Origin of the sequence: Micromonospora sp. NPDC047730 (assembly GCF_043204765.1) — a bacterium.
Classification (GTDB): Bacteria; Actinomycetota; Actinomycetes; order Mycobacteriales; family Micromonosporaceae; genus Micromonospora.
In genome coordinates this window covers 41,901-63,130 of the sequence record NZ_JBIDCU010000028.1, presented here as the reverse complement: position 1 = coordinate 63,130, position 21,230 = coordinate 41,901, and the positions used below count along the sequence as shown (strand labels likewise).

General features: G+C 67.4%; 18 protein-coding genes and 2 pseudogenes. 12 read left to right on the top strand and 8 right to left on the bottom strand.

All coding sequences use genetic code 11. The features are described from left to right. The first annotated feature begins 252 nt into the window (after positions 1-252). Together ACGF5G_RS33580 and ACGF5G_RS33575 are read left to right on the top strand one after the other, a co-directional pair. On the top strand, positions 253-1,518 hold the full coding sequence (locus tag ACGF5G_RS33580) for an IS701 family transposase (protein WP_393270511.1): 1,266 nt from the start codon (positions 253-255) through the stop codon (positions 1,516-1,518). Between the two features lie 524 nt (positions 1,519-2,042). Continuing rightward, a complete protein-coding gene (locus ACGF5G_RS33575) occupies positions 2,043-3,956 on the top strand; it encodes an ATP-binding protein (RefSeq protein ID WP_393270500.1) in 1,914 nt (637 codons plus the stop codon). A 6-nt stretch (positions 3,957-3,962) separates the two neighbouring features. On the opposite strand, the gene ACGF5G_RS33570 is transcribed toward ACGF5G_RS33575, so the two are convergent. Continuing rightward, a complete protein-coding gene (locus tag ACGF5G_RS33570) occupies positions 3,963-4,943 on the bottom strand; it encodes a TauD/TfdA family dioxygenase (RefSeq protein WP_393270499.1) in 981 nt (326 codons plus the stop codon). A gap of 12 nt (positions 4,944-4,955) precedes the next feature. Continuing rightward, positions 4,956-5,318 carry a cupin domain-containing protein gene (locus ACGF5G_RS33565; RefSeq protein WP_393270496.1) on the bottom strand — a complete coding sequence of 121 codons (363 nt, stop codon included), beginning with the start codon at positions 5,316-5,318 and terminating at the stop codon, positions 4,956-4,958. 98 nt (positions 5,319-5,416) lie between these two features. On the opposite strand from ACGF5G_RS33565, the gene ACGF5G_RS33560 reads away from it, so the two are divergent. Further along, the gene (locus tag ACGF5G_RS33560; RefSeq protein WP_393270494.1) at positions 5,417-6,460 is read left to right on the top strand and encodes a 1-aminocyclopropane-1-carboxylate deaminase/D-cysteine desulfhydrase; all 1,044 of its coding nucleotides are present in this window, start codon (positions 5,417-5,419) and stop codon (positions 6,458-6,460) included. A gap of 212 nt (positions 6,461-6,672) precedes the next feature. Then, positions 6,673-7,140, top strand: a pseudogene (locus ACGF5G_RS33555) (transposase family protein); the annotation flags it as partial. 160 nt (positions 7,141-7,300) lie between these two features. On the opposite strand, the gene ACGF5G_RS33550 reads toward ACGF5G_RS33555, so the two are convergent. Further along, positions 7,301-7,624: a transposase gene (locus ACGF5G_RS33550; RefSeq protein WP_393270491.1), complete on the bottom strand. Its 324-nt coding sequence runs from the start codon at positions 7,622-7,624 to the stop codon at positions 7,301-7,303. Positions 7,625-7,644: 20 nt separating this feature from the next. Between ACGF5G_RS33550 and ACGF5G_RS33545 the strand changes: the two genes are divergently transcribed. From ACGF5G_RS33545 to ACGF5G_RS33520, 6 genes and pseudogenes are all read left to right on the top strand, one after another. Then, positions 7,645-9,045 (top strand): IS30 family transposase, encoded by a 1,401-nt coding sequence (locus tag ACGF5G_RS33545; RefSeq protein WP_393270488.1) that lies wholly within the window; start codon positions 7,645-7,647, stop codon positions 9,043-9,045. A 4-nt stretch (positions 9,046-9,049) separates the two neighbouring features. Further along, positions 9,050-9,337: pseudogene (locus tag ACGF5G_RS33540) on the top strand (integrase core domain-containing protein); the annotation flags it as partial. 294 nt (positions 9,338-9,631) lie between these two features. Next, the gene (locus ACGF5G_RS33535; RefSeq protein ID WP_393270485.1) at positions 9,632-10,480 is read left to right on the top strand and encodes a formate/nitrite transporter family protein; all 849 of its coding nucleotides are present in this window, start codon (positions 9,632-9,634) and stop codon (positions 10,478-10,480) included. A gap of 866 nt (positions 10,481-11,346) precedes the next feature. Next, the gene (locus ACGF5G_RS33530; RefSeq protein WP_393270483.1) at positions 11,347-12,117 is read left to right on the top strand and encodes a hypothetical protein; all 771 of its coding nucleotides are present in this window, start codon (positions 11,347-11,349) and stop codon (positions 12,115-12,117) included. Positions 12,118-12,495: 378 nt separating this feature from the next. Next, positions 12,496-13,836 (top strand): low temperature requirement protein A, encoded by a 1,341-nt coding sequence (locus ACGF5G_RS33525; RefSeq protein WP_393270481.1) that lies wholly within the window; start codon positions 12,496-12,498, stop codon positions 13,834-13,836. Between the two features lie 162 nt (positions 13,837-13,998). Next, a complete protein-coding gene (locus tag ACGF5G_RS33520; RefSeq protein WP_393270508.1) occupies positions 13,999-14,757 on the top strand; it encodes a class I SAM-dependent methyltransferase in 759 nt (252 codons plus the stop codon). Between the two features lie 54 nt (positions 14,758-14,811). On the opposite strand, the gene ACGF5G_RS33515 is transcribed toward ACGF5G_RS33520, so the two are convergent. The 4 genes from ACGF5G_RS33515 to ACGF5G_RS33500 all read right to left on the bottom strand — a co-directional run bounded on the left by ACGF5G_RS33515 (position 14,812) and on the right by ACGF5G_RS33500 (position 17,594). Next, the gene (locus tag ACGF5G_RS33515) at positions 14,812-15,804 is read right to left on the bottom strand and encodes a DUF1152 domain-containing protein (RefSeq protein WP_393270506.1); all 993 of its coding nucleotides are present in this window, start codon (positions 15,802-15,804) and stop codon (positions 14,812-14,814) included. 121 nt (positions 15,805-15,925) lie between these two features. Next, positions 15,926-16,942 (bottom strand): NAD(P)-dependent alcohol dehydrogenase, encoded by a 1,017-nt coding sequence (locus ACGF5G_RS33510; RefSeq protein ID WP_393270479.1) that lies wholly within the window; start codon positions 16,940-16,942, stop codon positions 15,926-15,928. Continuing rightward, positions 16,939-17,172 carry a helix-turn-helix transcriptional regulator gene (locus tag ACGF5G_RS33505; protein WP_350712691.1) on the bottom strand — a complete coding sequence of 78 codons (234 nt, stop codon included), beginning with the start codon at positions 17,170-17,172 and terminating at the stop codon, positions 16,939-16,941. The genes ACGF5G_RS33510 and ACGF5G_RS33505 overlap by 4 nt, the downstream gene beginning before the upstream one ends. After that, positions 17,166-17,594, bottom strand: a complete 429-nt coding sequence (locus tag ACGF5G_RS33500) for a hypothetical protein (protein WP_393270477.1) — start codon at positions 17,592-17,594, stop codon at positions 17,166-17,168. Before ACGF5G_RS33500 ends, ACGF5G_RS33505 begins: the two co-directional genes overlap by 7 nt. 242 nt (positions 17,595-17,836) lie before the next feature. Between ACGF5G_RS33500 and ACGF5G_RS33495 the strand changes: the two genes are divergently transcribed. Both ACGF5G_RS33495 and ACGF5G_RS33490 read left to right on the top strand, forming a co-directional pair. Next, a complete protein-coding gene (locus ACGF5G_RS33495; RefSeq protein ID WP_393270475.1) occupies positions 17,837-18,943 on the top strand; it encodes an ArsR/SmtB family transcription factor in 1,107 nt (368 codons plus the stop codon). Positions 18,944-19,250: 307 nt separating this feature from the next. Next, positions 19,251-19,823, top strand: a complete 573-nt coding sequence (locus ACGF5G_RS33490; RefSeq protein ID WP_393270473.1) for a dihydrofolate reductase family protein — start codon at positions 19,251-19,253, stop codon at positions 19,821-19,823. Positions 19,824-19,907: 84 nt separating this feature from the next. Here the strand turns inward: ACGF5G_RS33490 and ACGF5G_RS33485 are convergent, their stop codons facing one another. Next, positions 19,908-20,984 (bottom strand): helix-turn-helix domain-containing protein, encoded by a 1,077-nt coding sequence (locus tag ACGF5G_RS33485; RefSeq protein WP_393270471.1) that lies wholly within the window; start codon positions 20,982-20,984, stop codon positions 19,908-19,910. Positions 20,985-21,230 lie beyond the last annotated feature (246 nt).

Genomic DNA, 21,230 nt, shown 5'->3' with positions numbered 1-21,230 from the left:
ACCCTGCACTGGTCAACCTGGCGACGAAAATCCCAAGCCCGAGCCCGACGATCCCACTACCAGCGCAGACAGGCAAAGTGACGTTGGAGTATTAGTACGGCAGCCGCCGTTTGGGATCTTGCTGCTCGGGTGGGGTGGACGCGAGGCGGCCACCGCGTGATCGTCTGTGCGTTGTGGACACAACATCAGATCTTGGTGGCCGCGTGCCACAGCGTAGCCGTTGCTCGGTGGGAGCGGGTGCTGGCCGGGGTGCTGGGGTGCTTCGCGGGCCGGTTCGGGCGGGTGGAACCGCGCCGTGCGGCGGGCGAGTTCGTGACGGCGCTGCTGTCCGATCTTGAGGTCAAGACGTGCTGGCAGTTGGCCGAGCAGACCGGACACGTCAGGCCGGACGCGATGCAGCGGCTGCTGTACCGGGCGGTGTGGGAAGCCGACGCCGTCCGCGACGACCTGCGGCAGTTGATCGTCGACCGGTTCGGTGGTCCGGACGCGGTCCTGGTGGTCGACGAGACCGGTGACCTGAAGAAGGGCACCCACACGGTGGGGGTGCAGCGGCAGTACACCGGCACGGCGGGGCGGATCGAGAACAGCCAGGTCGGGGTGTTCCTGGGCTACGCCGGCGTGGGCGGGCACACGCTGATCGACCGGCGGGTGTATCTGCCGGCGTCGTGGACCGACGACCGGGATCGCTGCCGAGCCGCCGGCGTGCCCGACGACATCGAGTTCGCCACCAAGTCGGAGCTGGCCGCTGAGATGATCACCGCGGCCCTTGACGCCGGGGTGCCGGCTGGGTGGGCCGCCGCGGACGAGGCCTACGGCAACAGCGCCGCGTTCCGCGCCCACCTGCGCGAACACCAGCTCGGCCACGTCCTGGCCGTGTCCCGCAGCCACCTGGTTCCGCTCGACGGCGGCAAGACCCGCATCCGCGCCGACCGGATCGCCGCTGACCTGCCCGTCTCGGCGTGGCAGCGCCGCTCAGCCGGCGCCGGGTCGAAAGGGCCGCGCTTCTACGAATGGGCCTGGCTCGATGACGTGTGCACCGACGCTGACCCCGACGACGGCGGCCGACACAGCCTGCTGATCCGCCGCAACACCACCACCGGCGAACTGGCCTTCTACCGCTGCTGGACGCCACGCCCGGCCACCCTAGCGCAGCTCGTGCGGGTCGCGGGCATTCGCTGGAGCATCGAAGAGAGCTTCCAAGCCGCCAAGGGCCAGGTCGGCTTGGACCAGCACCAGGTCCGCCGCTGGGACTCCTGGCACCGATTTACCACCCTCGCCCTGGCCGCCCTCGCCGTCCTGGCGATCTGCGCCGCCGACGCGACCCACGACGACCCCACCCACACCGGACTGATCAAGCTCACGGTCAACGAGGTCCGCCGCCTGATCAACGCTTGCATCATCCGCCCGATCAGCGACCTCGCCCATCGATTGCACTGGTCAAGCTGGCGACGCCGGCATCAAGCCCGAGCCCGACGAGCCCACTACACACGCCGCCTCAACCTCGAACTTCAGCCATGATCCCGAACGGCGGCTGCCGTATTAGGCTCGACACCATTATCTAGTTTGGACAACGTTCCTTTGCGATGTCGTGTCGATCGGCCGGGCCGAGGGGGCGGAAGATGTGGCGGTCCAAAGCCGCGTGGTGGGTGTGGTCACGGCTGGCGGTGCTGGCCGTTGCGGCCGGTGCCTTCTGGTTGACATACGTCTTGGCGAAGGCATGGCTTGATGAGGCCTTGGCATGGATTGACGGTCACCTTCAGTTCGCGTTGGGTCGTGACGTTACGGAGGCGATCCGGCAGGCTGGCGCGGTCAGCATCGCAGCAAGCATTGGCGGATGGCTCCTCCTCCAGGGATTGCGGCGAATCAAAGCCGCGGAGGCACAATATGCCTCGACGCGCACCGGCAACGCGTCCTCTGGCGTAGACAGCGTGCAAAGGCGGACCATCCCCAGGCAGCTACCACCCGCACCGCGGCGGTTCGCCGGGCGGTCGGCCGAGCTAGCGATGCTGACCGATGCCCTAGACCATGTTACGCATGCTGGCATGACCGTGGTGATCTCGGCGATCGGCGGGGCAGGTGGAATAGGGAAGACCTCGCTGTCGGTACGCTGGGCCAGGCAGCACCTCGATCGTTTCCCGGACGGCCAGCTCATGGTCGATCTGCGGGGATTCGCACCGACCGGCGAGCCGATGTCTGTCGCCGAGGCCGTCCGCGGCTTCCTGTACGCGCTCGGCGAGGATCCGACCAAACTTCCCGCTGACCTCGACACCCAAATCGGTCTTTACCGGAGTCTGGTGGAGGACCGGCGCATCCTGATCGTGCTCGACAACGCGCGCGACACCGCGCAGGTCGCACCGTTGCTGCCCGGCGGGCCCGGCTGCACGGTGTTGGTCACCAGCCGACGCCGGCTGGCAGGCCTGGTGACACAGCATGGCGCCCAGCTTGTGGACCTTGCACCCCTTTCCGAGCCAGAGGCACGTCAGTTGCTCGCCAGCCACCTCGGGGATGAAAGGCTCACAGCTGAGCCAGAAGCCACTGCGATGTTGCTCGCCATGTGTGGAGGGTTGCCCCTCGCGCTGAGCATCGTCGCCGCCCGCGTGATCGCCCATCCAGCCCTCCCACTGTCCGGATTGGCCGATGAACTGGCCGATCAGAGAACCCGGCTTGAGGGGTTCGACGCCGGTGAGATCCCGTTAAACCTCGAGTGTGTCTTTTCCTGGTCTTATCAGGCACTGACCGGCTCCGCAGCCGAGATGTTCGGGTTGCTTGGGCTGGCTCCCGGACCAGACATCAGTTTGCCGGCTGCGGCCGAGTTGGCTGGGTTGCCGACGACGCGGGCGAGGCTCTTGCTGCACGAGCTGGAAACCGCCCATCTCGTCGTGCAGCAGGTCGCTGGTCGCCATCGCATGCACGACCTGCTCCGGCTTTATGCGACCAAGCAGGCTCACGAGCACCTGTCCGACAGCAATCGCGAAGAGGCGCTCCGCCGGGTAATCGACTTTTACCGGCACACGGCTCACCGCGCCGAGCGTCTGCTCGACCCGCACCGGCATCCGGTCGAGATCGACGCGCCTGCACCCGACTGCCATCCGCTGCCTTTAGCCGACCCGGCTGAAGCGGTGGCGTGGCTCGAGGCTGAGCATGCAAACCTGATGGCCGCGCAGCAGCTCGCGGCCGAGCTTGGCATGCATGACCTCGCGTGGCAGCTGGCGTGGTGTTTGGATACCTTTCACTACCGGCGCGGTCACCTTCGTGAGTGGCGTGCGGTCTGGCGGACCGGCTTGGAGTCGGCCCTGCAGGTCGGAAACCCCGCCGTCATCTCCCTGGCCCACCGCCTGCTTGGCGACGCCAACCTCAACCTGGACGACCACGAGGAGGCACTGGCACAGCTCGCGCGCTCCTTGCAGGTGGCAGAGAACGCCGGCGACCTGTCCGCTCAAGCGCACGCGCACCGGATTCTTACGTGGGCTAACGGGCGGGCCGGCAAGGACCAGGCTGCGCACAGGCACGCCACGGAGGCGCTCCGGCTCTACAGGGAGCTGGGTCTGCAGGTGCGGGAAGCGGCGATGCTCAACGCCGTCGGCTGGTTCGAGGCGCGGGTCGGCGACTATGCCCAGGCCCAGGCCCGCTGTGAGGCGGCGCTGGCGTTGTGCCGACAGCACGACTATCGCGTGGGAGAGGCAAATACGTTAGCCAGCTTGGGATACATCGCTCAGCACACCGGGCGGCCAGATGACGCGCTGACGCACTATCACTCTGCCCTCGCTCTTTTCCGAAGGCTGAACAGCATTTACTACCAGGCGAACACCCTCGACCGGCTTGGTCAGGTCTATGTCGCGGCCGGCCGGGCTGGGCAGGCCCGTGAGGTCTGGTCTCAGGCAATCCGACTGTACCGCGGGAAAGGGCGCCCGGTCGACGCGGACCGGGTCCAGCGGGAGCTGGACTCTCTGGGCTGAAGCAGGTCAGACGCGGATCACGCGATCGATGGCCGAGTCACGAAGATGCCGTGACCGCTTGAGGTCCAAGGTGATGTTGACACGCTTTAGCCATCTTTCGGTCTCGATATAGGTTGCCTGGAATGAGGCCCGCCCGTGGACGGCCCGCCGGTTGTCGAGAAACAGGAGGTCCCCTGAGTGAAGAGAGAGGTCGATCAGGTTTACCTCGATTGCGCGGCGCAGGGATTCAATCGCCTCTTCAATTCCCTCGATGCCGGCCGGCAGGTCGATGTAGTCCTGGTCGAACCGCAGGTAAGGGTCAGCGGAATCGCCGTACAGGATGCTTCCCTTGTCTGGCCCGGGAACGGGCTCAGCGTCAGAGACGAAATAGGACGGGTCGGGCCTGAACGTGAACACCGGCTGAGCAAGTATCTGCCGGTCGGCGTCGCTTAGCAGGCTGCTGTCGAGGAACCCGATCGTCGTCGGCACCTCCGCGGGATTGCGGACGCACAGAAGGCCGACATAGTCAGCCCGGCAGGGGTGGAACGAATCCTCGGTGTGCCAGTTGATGTGCTGTCGGCTGCCGGTGCCGAGACCCGTGTCCTCGTGCTCAGGCCGCGGCGCCAGGTCGTGTATCAGGAAACCGTCGTGCTGCAAGCGCCAACCGAAGACATCGCCGAGGCATGAGCTCAGCAGAACGGCGACAAGTTCCGCCCGGGTCTCGCTGGCTGCCTTCGCCCGCCAACGGCTGGAGACCGTGGGCGTCGGTCCAATGTGCTTACTGTCGACCGGCAGGCCTCCGATGCGGCAAGCTGGGAAACTTTCGGTGACCCGGAAGTCCTCGAGAAACGCACGGAGGTTACGCGGAAGCTCGTTGGCCCAAACCGCCGCCCGTGCCAGGAACCGTCTATCCTCGACGCTTTCCCCGTCGAGGGATCTAGCCAGGCTTTGAATCCGCTCGGCCTCACTTGACGACAGCGTGTATTCAGCTACCACAGGGGTGCCCACGATCTCTCCATCTCAGCTCTCGTCCACAGTGTCTCGGGGCTCTATGCGTGGCCACCAAACCGAGAAGAAGGCGAAATCCCTGTCAGGATCAGTGTTGCTGAAGGTGTGCTCGACATTGCGCGGTATGAAAACCGCATCGCCCTGGCTCACGTGCCAGACCTCCCCGCCAGCGATGATCTCTCCGTGACCACGGTAGATGAACGCGATCTCGTCCTGGTTGTGCTGGTCAGGCTCACACTTCTCACCCGGCGAGATACAGCAGGTCATCGCACCGAAAGGGGGAACCGCGGCCTCCGGCCAGGGGAAGACGTAGCCCTCGGCGAAGCGCCCAGTTGGACTCTCGTTAACCAGTCTCTTCCACGCGACCAGAGCCATGTATGGATTGTGGCGGCCTAATCGGCTCTGGTCAATAATCTTGTGAGATCGTCTCATAGGTTATCCTCAGTACGCGCCCAATCCTCAAGGAGGCAGCGATGCCCCGTCCGGTCGTTGACTTGTCATGCTTTCCCAAGGTCGCGCTGGGTCATTGGCCGACGCCGTTAGAGGCGTGCCATCGCCTGACGGAGGAGGTCGGTGGGCCGCGGATTCTGGTGAAGCGAGATGACATCAACGGACTGGGCGTCGGCGGGAACAAGCTGCGAAAGCTCGAGTTCCTCCTGGGTGCCGCCGTTGCCAGCGGTGCTGACACGATCATCACGTTCGGCGGCCTGCAAAGCAACCACGGCCGCCAGACCGCAGCGGCCTGCGCCCGGCTCGGCCTTCGCTGCGAACTGGTCCTCACCAAGCAGGTGACTCACATCGCCGGATCCTCCGCCCTGACCGCGCCACGGTCTGACGAGGCGTATGAGCGGTCGGGAAACGTCGCGCTCGATCTCCTTTACGGCGCCCGGGTCCACGTCTGCGAACGCGATGAAGAGACGGATGCCACCCACCGTCAGATCGTCGCTGAGGCAGCGAAAGAAGGCCGGCGTGCGGTCACCCTTCCGGTGGGCGGATCCAACCCTCTCGGAGTGCTCGGTTACCTGACCGCCGCCGCTGAGCTCAGAGAGCAGATGGAAGGCGCCGACCGAATAGTCCTGCCGATCGGGAGCGCGGGCACCGCTGCCGGCCTGGCGATCGGTGCGGCTCTGCTGGACTGGCCGGTGAGGATCGACGCCGCTTCGGTGTCCGAGCCGGCGGCAGACGCGTCAGCCGTCATCCATAAGCTCGTCGGTGAGACGGCGACGATGCTGGGCGTCCCGGCACCAGCACTAACACGCGTCCACGTGACTGAAAGAGCCCTAGGCTTGGGTTACGGACTGCCCTCGCCGGCGGTATGGGAGGCCATTCGCCTGTTCGGGCGCACGGAGGGCATCACCCTCGACCCGGTTTACACAGGCAAAGCTGCGGCAGCGCTCATTGACGCGGCGCGCGCAGGCGACATCGCCGCGACAGAGACGGTGGTGTTCCTGCACACCGGAGGGCTTCCCGGCCTTTTCGGCTATGCACCCGACTTGATCAAGGAAGCCGAGGGTTGACCTGTACGGCGCCAAGTGACTGGTCAGGTGCTCGTCAGTGGGCCGGCTTGACCTGCGGGATCCGGGTTGGATTACGGTCAGGTGCCCGAAACGCCGTCGATCGTGAAGCGGGAGTGTCAAGTTAACGGCCCTGTCTCACATTCGGTGGTGACGGAGGGTGGCGAGGCGTCGTTGACTCCTATGCGGAGGATCTCGATGAGCTTGTAAAGGCGGTGTTCTCGGGGCTGTCCCCGCTGATCATCGAGGACGTGGTCGACGAGGGTGAGCAGATCGTGGTGCGGGCCCGGACGCCGCAGGACACCGCGGTCTGCCCGATGTGCGGGGCCTCGTCGGGACGGGTCCACGGCTATCACTGGCGGACGGCGGCCGACGTTCCGGTCGACGGGCGCCGGGTGGTGGTCCGCGTGCGGGCGCGGCGTCTGGTGTGCCCCACGCGCGGCTGCCGCCACACCTTCCGGGAACAGGTTCCCGGGGTGTTGGAGCGATACCAGCGCCGCACGGCCCGTCTGAACAGGCAGGTCAAAGCCGTGGTCAAGGAGTTAGCGGGCCGGGCAGGGTCGCGTTTGCTGGCGATACTCGCCATGGGCCTGTCCCGTCACACGGCCCTGCGCGCCCTGCTGCGCATCCCGTTGCCCACCGGGCGGACGCCCGGTGTGATCGGCGTTGACGATTTTGCTCTGTGTCATCCATGAAGGAGCGGGGCCGGTCAAGGGTGGGGTTTTGACCCGGTGGCATTTGTTTTGCCCGTCTTCCGGCAGGATTTCGGGCAGGCGTGTGTGCGGTGTCGGGGTCAAGGCTGGGCCGGAGGCCTGAGGTTCCTCCCGGGATGTGGACACCGGGCTATGCCGCAGTCTGGTGCAGCGTAGTCGGTTGAAGGGTCTGTTCGTAATCGGCGGGACTGAGATAGCCCAGCGCGGAGTGGCGACGCCGGTGGTTGTAGAAGGCGATCCACCGAAACACGTCGCGACGGGCGTCAGCCTCGCTGGTCCAACGGCGGTGGTCGACGTCGAGTTCACGCTTGAGGGTGGCGAAGAACGCCTCGGCCAGTGCGTTGTCATACGACGAGCCGATCCGGCCCATCGAGCGGCGGATGCCGTGTTGGCGGCAGGCGGCGGCGAAGCCGCCGCTGCCGTATTGGGCGGATTCAACCGGTCGTCGCAACACCCTGTCGGAGAGGTGAAGCGATGGGTGTTGGGCCGGGGCAGAAGCGGGTTCGGGAGTATCGGGGTCAGATCCCTTCGCCGGGGCGGCCGACGGTGGCGTGGCGTGAGGACCGGGTCAAGTTCTGGGCTGCGATCCGATCCGGTGTGATGACCGAGGACGCGGCCGCGGCGGCGGGTGTGTCGTCGCCGGTCGGGTTCCGGTGGTTCCGGCACGCTGGCGGCGTGAATCCTGCGTTGCCGCCGACGGTGTCGGGCCGCTATCTGTCGTTCAGCGAACGGGAGGACATCGCTCTGTCGCGGGCGCAGGGCATGGGTGTTCGTGCGATCGCACGCCAGCTCGGCCGGGACCCGTCGACGATCTCGCGGGAGTTGCGGCGTAACGCCTCGACCAGGACGTACCGGTTGGACTACAAGGCTTCGACCGCGCAGTGGCATGCTGAGCGTCGAGCCCGCCGGCCGAAGACCGCGAAGCTGCTGGCCAATGATCGGCTCCGGGAGTACGTCCAGCAGCGGCTTGCGGGTGCGATCCGGACAGCGGACGGCCGGCTGGTCGCTGGGCCGCAGGGCCCGCAGTGGAAGGGCCGCAACAAGCCTCACCGGGCCGATCGGGCATGGACGAATGGGTGGAGCCCGGAGCAGATCTCCCGCAGGCTCAGGGCCGAGTTCCCGGAGGATGAGTCCATGCGCATCAGCCATGAGGCGATCTACCAGGCGCTCTATGTCCAGAGCCGTGGCGCCCTCAAGCGTGAACTCGTCACCTGCTTGCGGACCGGTCGGGCTCTTCGTGTTCCCCGGGCGCGTGCGAAGCAACGCGCGTGGGCGCACGTCACCAGCGGCACGCTGATCAGTGAGCGGCCCGCCGAGGTCGCGGACCGTGCCGTCCCCGGGCACTGGGAAGGAGATCTGATCATCGGGTTGCAGCGCTCCGCGATCGGGACACTGGTCGAGCGGACCACGAGGTTCACGATGCTGATCCACCTGCCTCGTGAGGCCGGCTGGGGTGTGATCCCGCGGACGAAGAACGGCCCCGCTCTCGCCGGCTACGGGGCCATCACGATGAGCAAAGCCCTCGCCGACACGATCATCCAGTTGCCCGAGCAGCTGCGCAGATCGCTGACGTGGGACCGCGGCAAGGAGCTGTCCGCGCACGCACGCTTCACGGTCGAAACGGGCGTCCCGGTGTTCTTCGCCGACCCGCACAGCCCTTGGCAACGCGGCACCAACGAGAACACCAACGGGCTGCTGCGGCAGTACTTCCCGAAAGGCACCGGCCTGTCCCGGTGGAGTGCCGACGAGATCAACGCTGTCGCCCACGCGCTCAACAGCCGGCCATGGAAAACCCTCGGCTGGAAGACACCCGCCGAAGCCCTCGACGAACACCTACAATCGCTCCAACAACCCGGTGTTGCGACGACCGGTTGAATCCGCCCAGCACACCTCCGCCGAGTTCGCCCGTTACTGCGTGCGAACCGGGATACGCGCGAGCGTGGGCCGTACCGGTGTGTGCTGGGACAACGCCGCCGCCGAATCGTTCTTCGCCACCCTCAAGAACGAGATGTATCACCGGCAGCGCTTCGACACCCGCGCCCGCGCCCGATTCGCCATCGCCGAGTACATCGAAGTGTTCTACAACCGGCAACGACTGCACTCAGCCCTCGACTACCGCACCCCCGCCGAAGCCCTCACCGAACACCAGACCCTGATAGCAGCCTGACCAGCAAATCCACGAAGACCTGTCCAAGATCCTTGACGCAGCCCAAGCCGGTCGGTGCGGACCAGCGTGCCTTCGAGGATCGCGTACGCCAGGCGCCCGATGCGCCGCATCGCCTGCGGGCAGGGTGGGCGCCTGGTAGCCCCTACTCCGACAAAACGGGGTGATCTGACGCGCCTCGATGATCCTCATGGTGTTACGACGAAAGACATCTATAGTGCCGAGACCGACCGGACAGCCCGGATCTTGGGGCACACCGGCAGGTCCGTGGTTGCCCACACCAGAAGGATCGAGTCCATGTCCTATGTGACCCCATCGGAGTTCGTCGCGAAGATGATCGACGCGGGCGAGGCTAAAGTGTTCATGTCCACCCGAGACACGTTGATCCGTGCGTACATGGCCGGTGCCATCCTCGCGCTCGCTGCGGCGTTCGCGGTCACCATCACCGTGGAGACGGGGCAACCCCTCGTCGGAGCCCTTCTCTTCCCCATCGGGTTCTGCTTGCTGTACCTGCTCGGGTTTGACCTCCTGACCGGTGTGTTCACCCTTGTTCCCCTCGCACTGATCGACAGGCGGCCGGGCGTCAGACTGCGTTCGGTCCTGCGTAACTGGGGCTTGGTCTTTGTGGGCAACTTCGCCGGCGCGCTCACCGTCGCGCTCATGATGGCCGTGATCCTGACCTTCGCCTTCAGCGTGGACCCGAACGAGGTCGGCCAGCGGCTCGGCGCGATCGGCACGTCTCGGACGGTCGGGTACGCCGACCACGGTGCCGCCGGGATGCTGACCCTCTTCATCCGCGGTGTCCTGTGTAACTGGATGGTCTCCACCGGCGTCGTCGCCGCGATGATCTCGACGTCGGTGTCGGGGAAGGTGATCGGCATGTGGATGCCGATCCTGATTTTCTTCTACATGGGGTTCGAGCACTCGGTGGTGAACATGTTCCTGTTCCCGGCCGGCCTGATGCTCGGCGGCGACTTCTCGATCGCCGACTACCTGGTGTGGAACGAGATCCCCACAGTGGTCGGCAACTTGGTCGGCGGCCTGGTCTTCGTGGGGCTCGCTCTCTACGCGACGCACGCCCGCACTGGTGCGACCCGAAACCGCCCGCATCCCGAGAAGCCGACCTCCCGGAGAGTGAACGTGTGACGGCTCGCATGCCTCTCCGGATACCACCGATGCGAAGCGTGCGGGTTCGGTGTCGTAGAAGTGCGGTTCGCATTAGTTGGCGCGTCGTTATGGCCACCGCCAGAGAGTGCCGCAGCGGCTTGCGTTACCGTCGCTGCCGATTGGCCGAAGGCGGAGTTAGCCCGCCAGCTGCCTCCGTCGAAGAATCCCTTCCAGCCTGGGCGGGCCCCGCAGCTAGCCCGGACCCCGTTTCGATCCAGGTAGAGCGCCGATTAGTCGAGCGGGATGGCGCCGAGAAGGCACAGCCGTGTTGGTATTGGCCTCGTGTCGATCATCTGACATGGACTCCCACGACGTCAGTCGGCGGGAGGTCACGACCTCCTCGTCTGGGCAGGGAAGCCGAGGGATGGTGGCGGGGGAGTGGTGCGAGGACTCCTTTACTCGGTCGGTTTATGCTTCAGACGACCTGGGCAAACGTGCGCGAGCATGCCGCTGGGCCGCCGGACTACTGGGGGTCAAGGGGTCGTCGGTTCGAATCCGGCCGTCCCGACGCAGGTCAAAGGGCTGATCCGGACATCGGGTCGGCCCTTTTCGGCGTTCTGGAGACCAAGATCAGTCAAGTTGGAGTTGGCTGGCGTTGCTTGACCGTCGGTCAGGTTCCAGCGACCGGTCTCTGCCTGCCGAGTTGTTCTCTCGACGCATCAAGGCGGCCCGCACAGCGGGCTTGTGCCGGTTCGGCCCCGACCTGCTGGCGGCCTCCGGCTGGCATCGGCCGGGCCGACCGGCCACGCTTCGGGATTGCCAGACCTTGAAACCTCGGGGCTCCGCCCCGAACCCCAGCCCTCAGCGATCCGCCGCGTCCGCACCCGCATACCAAGCTCCCTTTCTTGATCTTCGCCGGCCGCCCAGGAAAGAACAAGACTGTTTCTTTGCCCGCGATATCGGCAGTCTCTCGTGGCGTGGCTGCTGATAACCAAGGTGTAGATCTTGCTCGCCGCCTCTCGCATGTGAGATGGCTGGCCGGCGGTACCGGGTCAGGCAAGAGCACCCTCGCCCAAGCCCTAGCCGAGCGCTACGACGTGCTGATCTACGACGGCGATCGCGCGGAGCGCAACTACGCCAGCCGGTGCACCGCGCACGAGCAGCCGTACCTCTGGGCGTTGCTGCAAGCTCCGCCGGCGCAGAGATGGAACAGCCGCAGCGCCCAGGAGATCTTCGAGTCGATGCCGAGCCTGCACGGGGAAACGTTCGGGTTCGTTGTCGATGACCTGCTCGCGATGCCCACCGACCGTCCGGTCCTGGTCGATGATTTCCGAACTCTGCCCGGCGACGTCGCTCCGCTGCTGACGTGGCCAGAGCAGGCAGCCTTCCTCCTGCCAACGCCGCAGTTTCGGGATCGGGCACTGCGGGCTCGATTCGCCGACGTCGCGAGGGCCCGAGCGAACTGGGGAGACAGCCACCACAGCGAGGCGCTTGCTCTGCGACTGGCTCGCGACGAACTGTGGGACGCTGAAGTCCGGCGCCAGGCCGTCGAACTGCACCTGCCGGTGGTGTCCATCGATGGCTCGCGTGACGTTCTTGACCTTGTCGATGACCTTGCAGCCCGGTTTCGTCTGGGCCATCCACGGGCCGGTAACCGTGGAGCGCAACGGTCGTGAGCGGGCACGAGAGGTACGAGGCTCTGCTGCTGACCGCAGGCTTTCGGGCATCCCGGCCGGGTGAGCACGCTCTTCCAAACTGACGCTCGCGCCGGCAGCGCTGACGGGATGCGGGTATGGAGAAGGGCAGCAACTTTTGGCGGAACAGGTAGTGAAAGCGAGTTCACCGCAGCCGGCTTCCGGATCGCAGTCGTGAGCGAACCGCCTCCCGCATCCGGTGCCCGCGAGTCGTTCCCCGAACTCGTGACATCCCCTCGGGGTCCTTCCTGTGCTTCTCCAGCCACCGTTCGGCGGCGCCACCCGGCCGACCCGCATAGGATCCGGCCGACCAGTACGAAACGGGCCATTCCGAGCCGGGCGTCCTGTCAGACTGGCGCGGTGACGGAGGAAGGACCGACGGCCGGAGGTGACAGGGGGAAGACCACAGGGCGCAAGTCCGTACGCGCGCACCTGCGCGACGCCGTCGTCAGCCTGCTCGGCAGGCGGCGGGTACGCGAAGGCACCCGCACGGCCACCGAGGAACTCTTCTTCGACCTGGTCTTCGTGTTCGCCTTCGTCCAACTCGTCGCGCTGATCCGAAGCGACTACACCCCTCAGGGCGTGCTTCGCGGAATGCTCGTGCTGGCCCTGCTGTGGTGGTCCTGGGGCGCCTTCGCGTGGCTGAGCAACAACCTGCAGGCCAGCTTCGGAGTGATGCGGTTCGGGTTGTTCGTGGTCACCGGGATCACTTTCGTGATGGCGCTGTCGACCCTCGTCACGTTCACCGATCGGCCCGGCGGGCTGTACGGCCCGCTCGTCTTCCCCATCTGCTATTTTCTCGTGCGGTCGCTGCACCTGGCGCTGTACGCGTACGCCGTCTCGGCCCGGCGCCTGGCCCGGCACATCCTGGTGCCCGCAGTGCCGATGGTCGCCAGCACCGCCCTGCTCGTCTGCGCCGCACTCGTGCCGCACCGACTCCTCACCGACCAGCGACAGGTCGCCATCGCCGTGACCCTCCTCTGGCTGCTGGCCGTGCTCGTGGACTACGTGGGCAGCTTCACGTTGCCCGTCTGGGAGATCGGCATCTTCTCCGCCCGGCACTGGTGCGAGCGGTACGGGTTGATCCTGATCGTGGCCGTGGGCGAGAACATCATCTCGATCGGGACGTCCAGCTCCAACGTGTCGCTCAGTTGGCAGCTCCTGCTCGCCGTCATGCTGGCCATGACGGTCACCGGGGCGGTGCTCTGGACCTACTTCGACGTGGTGGCGCTCGTCGGTGAGCAGGTCCTCGAGCGGGCCGACCCGAAGACCAGATTCGCCCTCGCCCGGGACGCCTACAGCTACCTGCACCTTCCCATGGTCGCCGGCATCCTCCTGCCGGCCCTCGGGATACGCGAGCTCGTCAAGAACGTCGGCCACATCGAAGGACACCACCCCGACGAACGGCTCTCCGCCATCGGTCTCTTCGGCCTCTACGGGGGGATAGCCCTCTTCCTCCTGGCCAACGTCGCCTACCAGCTGCGGATGGCCCACACGATCAGGACGATCATCTGGACCCGGGTGGCCGCCGTTCTGGTGCTGGCCGCGCTCGTCCCTGTCGCACGGCGGATATCGGCCATCGGTGCGCTGGGCCTGCTGGCGGCTGTCTCTTTCATTCTGATCGTCGTGGAGGTCATCGTGGCCGACGGGCAGCGCCGCCGCCTGCGCGAGTCGGGCCTGGCCGCCCGGATGCAGGTTTGAGGAACCCGCATCCGGCCCGCCGCGGTCGTGCAGGGCGTACTCGATCGCCACGCCGCCGGGATCACCATCGACACGCACTGCCTCGCCTGGGGTGTCGAACGTCGCCGGTCAGGCAACGCGTGGCCACGCAAACCAGTTGACGATTCCGGCAGGATTCTCGGTGTGCGTACGTTCAGTGAGCTGGTCGATGAGGCCGCCGCAGTGGACGTGTCCGGCTGGGACTTCGACTGGCTTGAGGGCCGGGCAACGGAAGAGCGGCCGCCGTGGGGGTACTCGCGGTTGATCGCATCGCGCCTGCCCCACGTCACCGCGGCCTTGGACATCGACACCGGTGGCGGCGAGATCATCGCCGAGGTGCCGCACCTACCGCCGAGAATGGTCGTCACCGAAGGCTGGCGCCCGAACGTCGAGCGTGCCCGTCAGACGTTGTCGCCCCGCGGTGTCGAGGTCGTGCCCGTCGAGCAAGGCCGGCCCCTGCCCTTCCCCGACGCCAGCTTCGATCTGGTGACGAGCCGCCATCCAGTGGACCCCGACTGGAGCGAGATCGCCCGCGTGCTCACCGATGACGGCACGTACCTCGCCCAGCACGTCGGGCCGGCATCCGCGTTCGAGCTCATCGAGTTCTTCCTCGGCCCGCTGCCGCAGGAGCGGCTTGGTCGTCACCCCGATCGTGAGGCCGCGGCAGCGCGGGCGGCCGCGCTCGAGATCGTGGACCTGCGCACCGCTCGCTGCCGGATGGAGTTCTTCGACATCGGCGCGGTCGTCTACACCCTGCGTAAATGCGTCTGGTGGGTGCCCGACTTCACAGTGGAGCGGTACCGGGACACCCTCGAGCGACTGGACGCCCACATTCGCCACCACGGCTCCTTCGTGGCCCACTCGACTCGGACCCTCGTCGAGGCCAGACGTGCACCCCGCTGAAACGCTCACCGAACGGCTTCCCTGAGGCTTCCGCTCGTGCCGCCGTCCGGCCGTTCAGTGGGGGAACGCGCGAGGGACGCGTGCGTTGAGGAGTTCGTCGCGGAACGCTTGGATGCGTGTGATGACCTGTCGTCTGCCGACGGTGTTTTCGATGCGGTCGAGGTACAGGCATCGGGCGGCGAGTTTGTCGAGGTCGACGGTGAAGTAGATCGCCATCAGCGGGTTGACGAACAGGTCGCCGCCGCCGGTGCGCCGGGTGAACCGGACGTCTCCGAACGCGCCGCTGGTGGCGGCGGCGATCTGTCCTTGGACGATGCTCGGCCGGTCCGGGGTGGCGGCCTGGGCGTCGGCGACAGCATCGCGGTAAAGCGCCGCCTCCGGGCTGGAACCGGGGATGGACAGGGCGCCGAGGTAGCCGCCGTCGCGGTCGAGTGCGGCGAGGTTCTCCAGCACCTGGACGTGGTTGACGCCGTCGTAGGCGTCGATGCCGAAGCCGAGACTGCTCACCAGCTTGACCGGCACGTCCAGCACGGCCACGGCGGCCAGGCTGGTGATGTCCTCCACCGGGGTGCCGAGATCGGTTTCGTCGCCGCGTAGCAGGACGTCGGTGCCGCCATCGACCAGCACCACCGCATCGATGTCGAGTTGTTCGACCAGGTGTCGGTACGCGGCCCGTAACGGCTGGACACCGAGCGGCGGAAAGGCGTACACGGTCGACGGCAGCGTCTGAGCTGCCAGCCACCGGGCGAGCGTCCGTTCGGGGAAGTACCAGTCCGGGCTGGTGGTGTCCGGCTGCACCGCCGCGACGTGCTCCGCTACCCACGCGTCCCGGTCGATCAGTTCGAGTTCGGAGAAGGACAGGCTGGCCAGGTGCACCTGTGCGCCACCGCGCCACAGGGCGAACGCCAAGGGCAGGCCGGCGTACACGTCGAACCCGCCGCCCGCTCCGGCGATGAGGATGCTCCGCGCCGGAGCCAGCGCGGCAAACAGCGGCGGAACGGCCAACGAGAACGCACCGGGTTGGGCCGGCAGCGCGGCAGGGTTCATCACCGCTCAATGATCCGTCACGCCCATGCCGCTGACAGAGCGCCGGGGCGCCCGCGTGCGGCGGGACCCCGAGGAAGATGCCGGCGTCCGGCCGATAGGGGTCATTTCACGCGAGCGCCAGCTATATCGCGGTCGCGGGGATCGTGCTGTGCCGTTCCCGGCTGGGTTGCACCGTGACGACGATCTTCCCCGCGGGATGGCCCTGGGCGAGGTAGCGCATCGCGTCGGGCGCGTCGGCGAGAGCGTAGGTGCGGTCGATGACCGGGGTGACCGAGCCCGCCTCAGTGAGGGTGGTCAGTTCCTCGAGATCTTCATAGCGCTCCCGAGCGGCCACGCCGCACACTCGCTGGCTGCCGAACAGTGAGAGCAACGGCGCGGCCAGCTGGCGTTGGAAGCCGCCGAGCAGCCAGCCTGTGGCGTGGCCGCCACCGACGAGGGCGATCGTCCCGCGCGGCGTGGTTGCGCGCCGGAGCAGCGACAACGGCCGGTTGCCGGCAGTGTCGATGATGATGTCGTATCGCGCGCCGTCACGGTCGATCTCGTGCTGGGTGTAGTCGATGACGTCCTCGGCACCGATGGAACGCACCAGCTCGATCTTCGAGGTGCTGCAGGCGCCGGTCACGCTTGCCCCATATACCTTGACCAGTTGGACGGCGAACGACCCGACGCCCCCGGCCGCGCCGGTGATCAGCACCCGCTGTCCGGGCTGCACGCGTGCGTCGCGGATGCTCTGTAGCGCGGTCACCGCGGAGATGGGCATCGCCGCGGCCTGCTCGAAGGTGAGGTTGGCCGGCTTGGGTGCCAGCCGGTGCTGCCGCGCCGTCGCGTACTGGGCGAACGAGCCGCTCTGGCAGGTGCCGTACACCTCGTCGCCGGGGCGCAGGCGGGTCACGCCGGCGCCGACCGCCACCACCACACCAGCGACGGCCCGACCGAGCACCGTGACCTTGGGCCGGCGCAGCCCGGCCGCGAGCCGCACCGCCATGGGCCGGCCGGTCATGAAGATCCACACGCCTGGGTCCAGGCCAGCGGCGCGTACCTCGATGAGCACCTCGTCGTCTCCGACCGAGGGTTTGTCGACCTCGCGGAGCTCGAGCACGTCGGCCGGGCCGTACACGTCGTGGGCGATCGCTTTCACGACTTCTCCTCGGGGGAGTCGGGGTACTGGAACACGTCGTCGAGCGGAACGCCGAACACCCGGGCGATCCGGAAGGCCATTTCCAGGGATGGCGAATAGCGGCCCTGCTCGATGGCGATGAGGGTCTGCCGGGTCACGCCGATGCGCTCGGCGAGCTCGGCCTGGGTCATCTCGCCGTGCGCGAAGCGCAGCGCGCGGATGCAGTTGGTGACCTGCGTCGGCTTCACCACTGCGGGAGGCTCCTGCGGTACACGATGACCTTGGTGATGCCGCCGAGGATCGCCGACAGCACGAAGCACAGGTAGATGACGTTGGCGATCCAGAACCGGTCCCAGTCCGCCATGGCCATGAGCATCGCGGCGACCGCGCCGACGACCACGAACGACTGGCCGACGTGGTCGCCGAGCCGCCCGATCTCGCGGTCCCGCACGTCCTTGACGCGCGGCGCGCCCGGATTCACGACGGCCATGCCGGTCTCCGCCACGATCGACGCGACGATGGCCGCGCCGACCGTCCACAACAGGGCGCTCGCGTACGGCACGTCGGGCAGCGAACGACCATCGGCGCGGCTGACGGTGAGGGCCACGTAGGCGGAGTAGCCGAGCACGGCGACGACCAGCCTGATCCACGCGCGTTTCTCTTCGTGCGTCATGACGAGCCCTCCGGATGTCTGGAATCTTTGACATCCCGAAGGTAGCGAATCTTTGACTTCGTGTCTAGAAAACTTTACATCGATCCTGGGGGGCGGTCATTCGGCTGACCGACGCAGGATCGGAAGTGCTGGCCGAGATCGGCGACGCCTATGGCTCTCGCCTGAAGGATCCGACCCGGCGTGACGGTGAGCGCAGCCTGCACGTAGGGTGACAATCGACCGGAGCGCATGTCGGAGGGCTCATGTACCGTGTCCAGTTCACAGCCGAGGACCTGGCCCGGGTCCGGCTGATGCGGAGCTGGGGGCCCCTGGCCGAGACGTATCTGAGCCTCGGGCGGTTGCGGCGCGGCCAGCCGGGTGACGGGTTGCGGGGCTGGTCGACACGGGTCGCTCGGTCCTCTTCCGGCCTGGTGCATCCGTGCGCCTCACTGTTCGACAACAGGTGGCTGGACCTGTTCACCCTCACCGGCCCGGCCGAGTCCATCGAGGAGGGACTGACCGCGCTGCTCGCCGTGCGCCCGGAACACCTGCGCGCCGAGCTGGTCGCCGCGGCGGACACCAGGTGGCGCTACGGGGACCATCGTCGCTGGCCAGCCGGGGTGGGTGACCCGGCGGGCAACCGGGCCGACCGGCATCGCCTGGCGACCTTCCTGCATGACTACCACAAGGTCGCGGTGGCGCCGCACTGGTCTCACATCCAGGCTCGGCTCGATACCGAGCACGCCGCCCTCACCCACCTGCTCGCCACCAGTGGCGTAGAGGGCCTACTGGCCGGGCTGATGCCCTTCGCCCGCTGGCGCTACCCCGTGCTGGAGGTGGGCCATGGTGCGACCACTACCGACATCCACCTCGGCGGACGAGGGTTGCTGCTCGTGCCGTCGGCATTCCTCGACCCACGACCTGTCTTGTGGACCAGCGGGCTGGACGAAGGGGCACCGTCGATGCTCTTTCTGCCCGCGATGCGCGGACCCCTTGACCTGGCCGCCGTCATGGCCGAGCCCCCCGGAGCGGACCGGCTGTCCGCGCTGGTCGACCTTGTCGGACGCACCCGGGCGTACGCCCTGCACAGCATCGGTACCGCGCCGTGCACCACCGGCGAGCTCGCCCATCGGTTGGCGATCTCGGCAGCGAGCGCCAGCGAGCACGCGACGGTGCTCCGCGGAGCGGGGCTCGTCTCCACCGTCCGTCAGGGTCGAACCGTGCGGCACCACCTCACCGCACTGGGGGAACAGATGCTCAGCGGAACCGTCGCCGCGCCGTCCCAGGCGACTGCCGTCGCGGAGCGCCTGGCCGTGCATCACCAGGGCCGCCAGCCTCCGCGGACGGGGCCGAGGTCGTTCGTCCGGTAGGGGAGCGGTGCCAGGTCGGCGGCGGCCCCGAGGACGGTCGCGATCCCGGCTGCGTGGCCTCCTAGATCATGCCCGAGGCGCGGGCGGGACCGACCCGGCCGGCAGCACCGGCCCGCGCAGCGGCACCGACCGCTTCGACGCCTGCCTCCACCCCGGACCTTCAAACCGAGCAGCGTTTCCGCCCGGTGGCGCTTCCACGTGGCGCGGTCGGTCAAGTCCCTGGCGCGCACGTCCAAGACCAAACCGGTGCCGGCGAGCAGACTTGTGCCGTCACCCCGCTACACGCGCCAACTGTTGGAGGAACGCCATGGGTAAGCTCGTCGTCTCGATGTTCACCACGCTCGACGGTGTCATTGAACGGCCGGATCGCTGGGCGTTCCAGTTCGTGAGTGCCGACTCGATGGAGCAGGGCCTGCGCCAGCTGCACGACGCCGAGGCGTTGCTGCTTGGCCGCGTCACGTACGAAGGATTCGCGGCGTCCTGGCCGACCATGACCGACGAGGCGGGATACGCCGACAAGATAAACACGATGCCCAAGTACGTGGTGTCCACCACCCTGGACGAGCCCACCTGGAACAACACGACGGTCATCGCCGACGACCCGGCCACCCGGATCGGGAAGGTGAAGACCGACCTGAGCGGGGATCTGCTCGTCTTCGGCAGCAACGCGCTCGTCACCCGGCTGCTGCCACACGGGTTGATTGACGAGATCCGCCTGGTGACCTACCCGGTCGTGGTCGGGGACGGCACGCGCCTGTTCGCCGACGGCGACGGGATGGCGTCGTTCCGGCTGCTGGACACCACCACGTTCCAGTCCGGCGTCGTGGTGCTGACCTACGCACCGGTCAACGAGCAGGGCGCGGCTGCGGCATCTGCCTGAACGACGTCGCCGGCGGCGTTGCCGCGCACCAGCGCCGCCCGGTTTCCGAGCCCCTGGACGGTTTCGGCGGGGCGGGATCAGGCATCACAGTCGATCCTCATGCCGGAGGCGACCACCTGGGACGGTTGGGTCGCGATGATGACCGTCAGTGCGACCACGCACGGCGACCGGATCGTGGACGTGGGCGCCCAGAGCCCGACTGGCGGCAACAGGGTTGAGCGACATGCGCCGGTAGTCGCTGGGTGGCACGCCGAAGGCGGCCCGGAACAGCCGGCTGAAGTGCGCGGAGTCGGGCAGACCCCACCGGGCCCCGACGGCGCCGACCGTCAGGCCGCTCTCTGCCGGATCGGCGAGGTCCTTGCGGCAACGGTCGAGGCGCCGCTGGCGGATCCAGGCGCCGACCGAGGTCTGCTCCGGAGCGAACAGCCGGTGCAGCTGGCGCAGCGAGACGTGGTGTGCCGCGGCGATCACCGCGGGCGTGAGGTCGGTGTTCCCCAGGTGCTGCTCGATGAAGGCCTTCACCTGGAACAGCAGCGCCTGCTGTGACGACTCGACCGGGTCGGAGTACCCGGTGTACTCGCAGAGGGCGGTGCCCAGCAGGTCGAGCAGGATCGGTGCCAGCCGCGCCGCGGTGGTCGGATCGTACTGGCCGATTTCCCGGGCGATGCGACCCAGCATCGGGGCGAGCAGTCCGCCGACCCCGGTTGCGGGCACCGCCACCGCGGTGAGCCCGGCAACCACGCCCGGCCGCACCGGGAGCAGCTCGCGCGGAAACCCGAACACCGCCAGCTCCACCGCGTCGGTGTAGACCAGATCGTATGGGCGGCTGAAGTCGTAGACGCCGAACGTGGCGGGGGCGAGGACCGTCTCCCGGCCGTCCTGGGTCAGGCGCGGGTGGCCGCTGATGGGCAGTACCACACGGTACAGGTCCGCGTCACCCTTGCGGATCAGGCCGCGCGTTCGGTGGACACCATGGGGCGTGCTGGTACGGACGTTCGCCACGCCCACATCGCCCAGCCGGCCGGTCGTGATCTCACCGTCCAACGGCACATCCGGGTCGATCCGCATGTCCAGTGGGCCGAGGGTGTCGCAGACGATGGACCGCCACCGTTCGCGCCGCTCGGCTGCCGGTGTGTCCGCGGTTCTGACGACCGTGAGCACTGATAGACCTCCCTGACCCGTACCGGCAACGGTAGTTGCCGGCGGACGAGCGCCGGCGCCCACGTTGCTACCCGACCCTACGGAAGGCCGTCGATGGGCGTAGGCCCCGACCCGGACCCTTCGGGTAGGGCCGAACGGTGTTGCCCGATGCGGAACAGAGGCCAAACAATCATCTCGATTGGACCGACGGCGTCGCGGCCGCGGTAAGTGTCGATGCTGGTGGCCGAATGAGAGGAAGCACCGCAC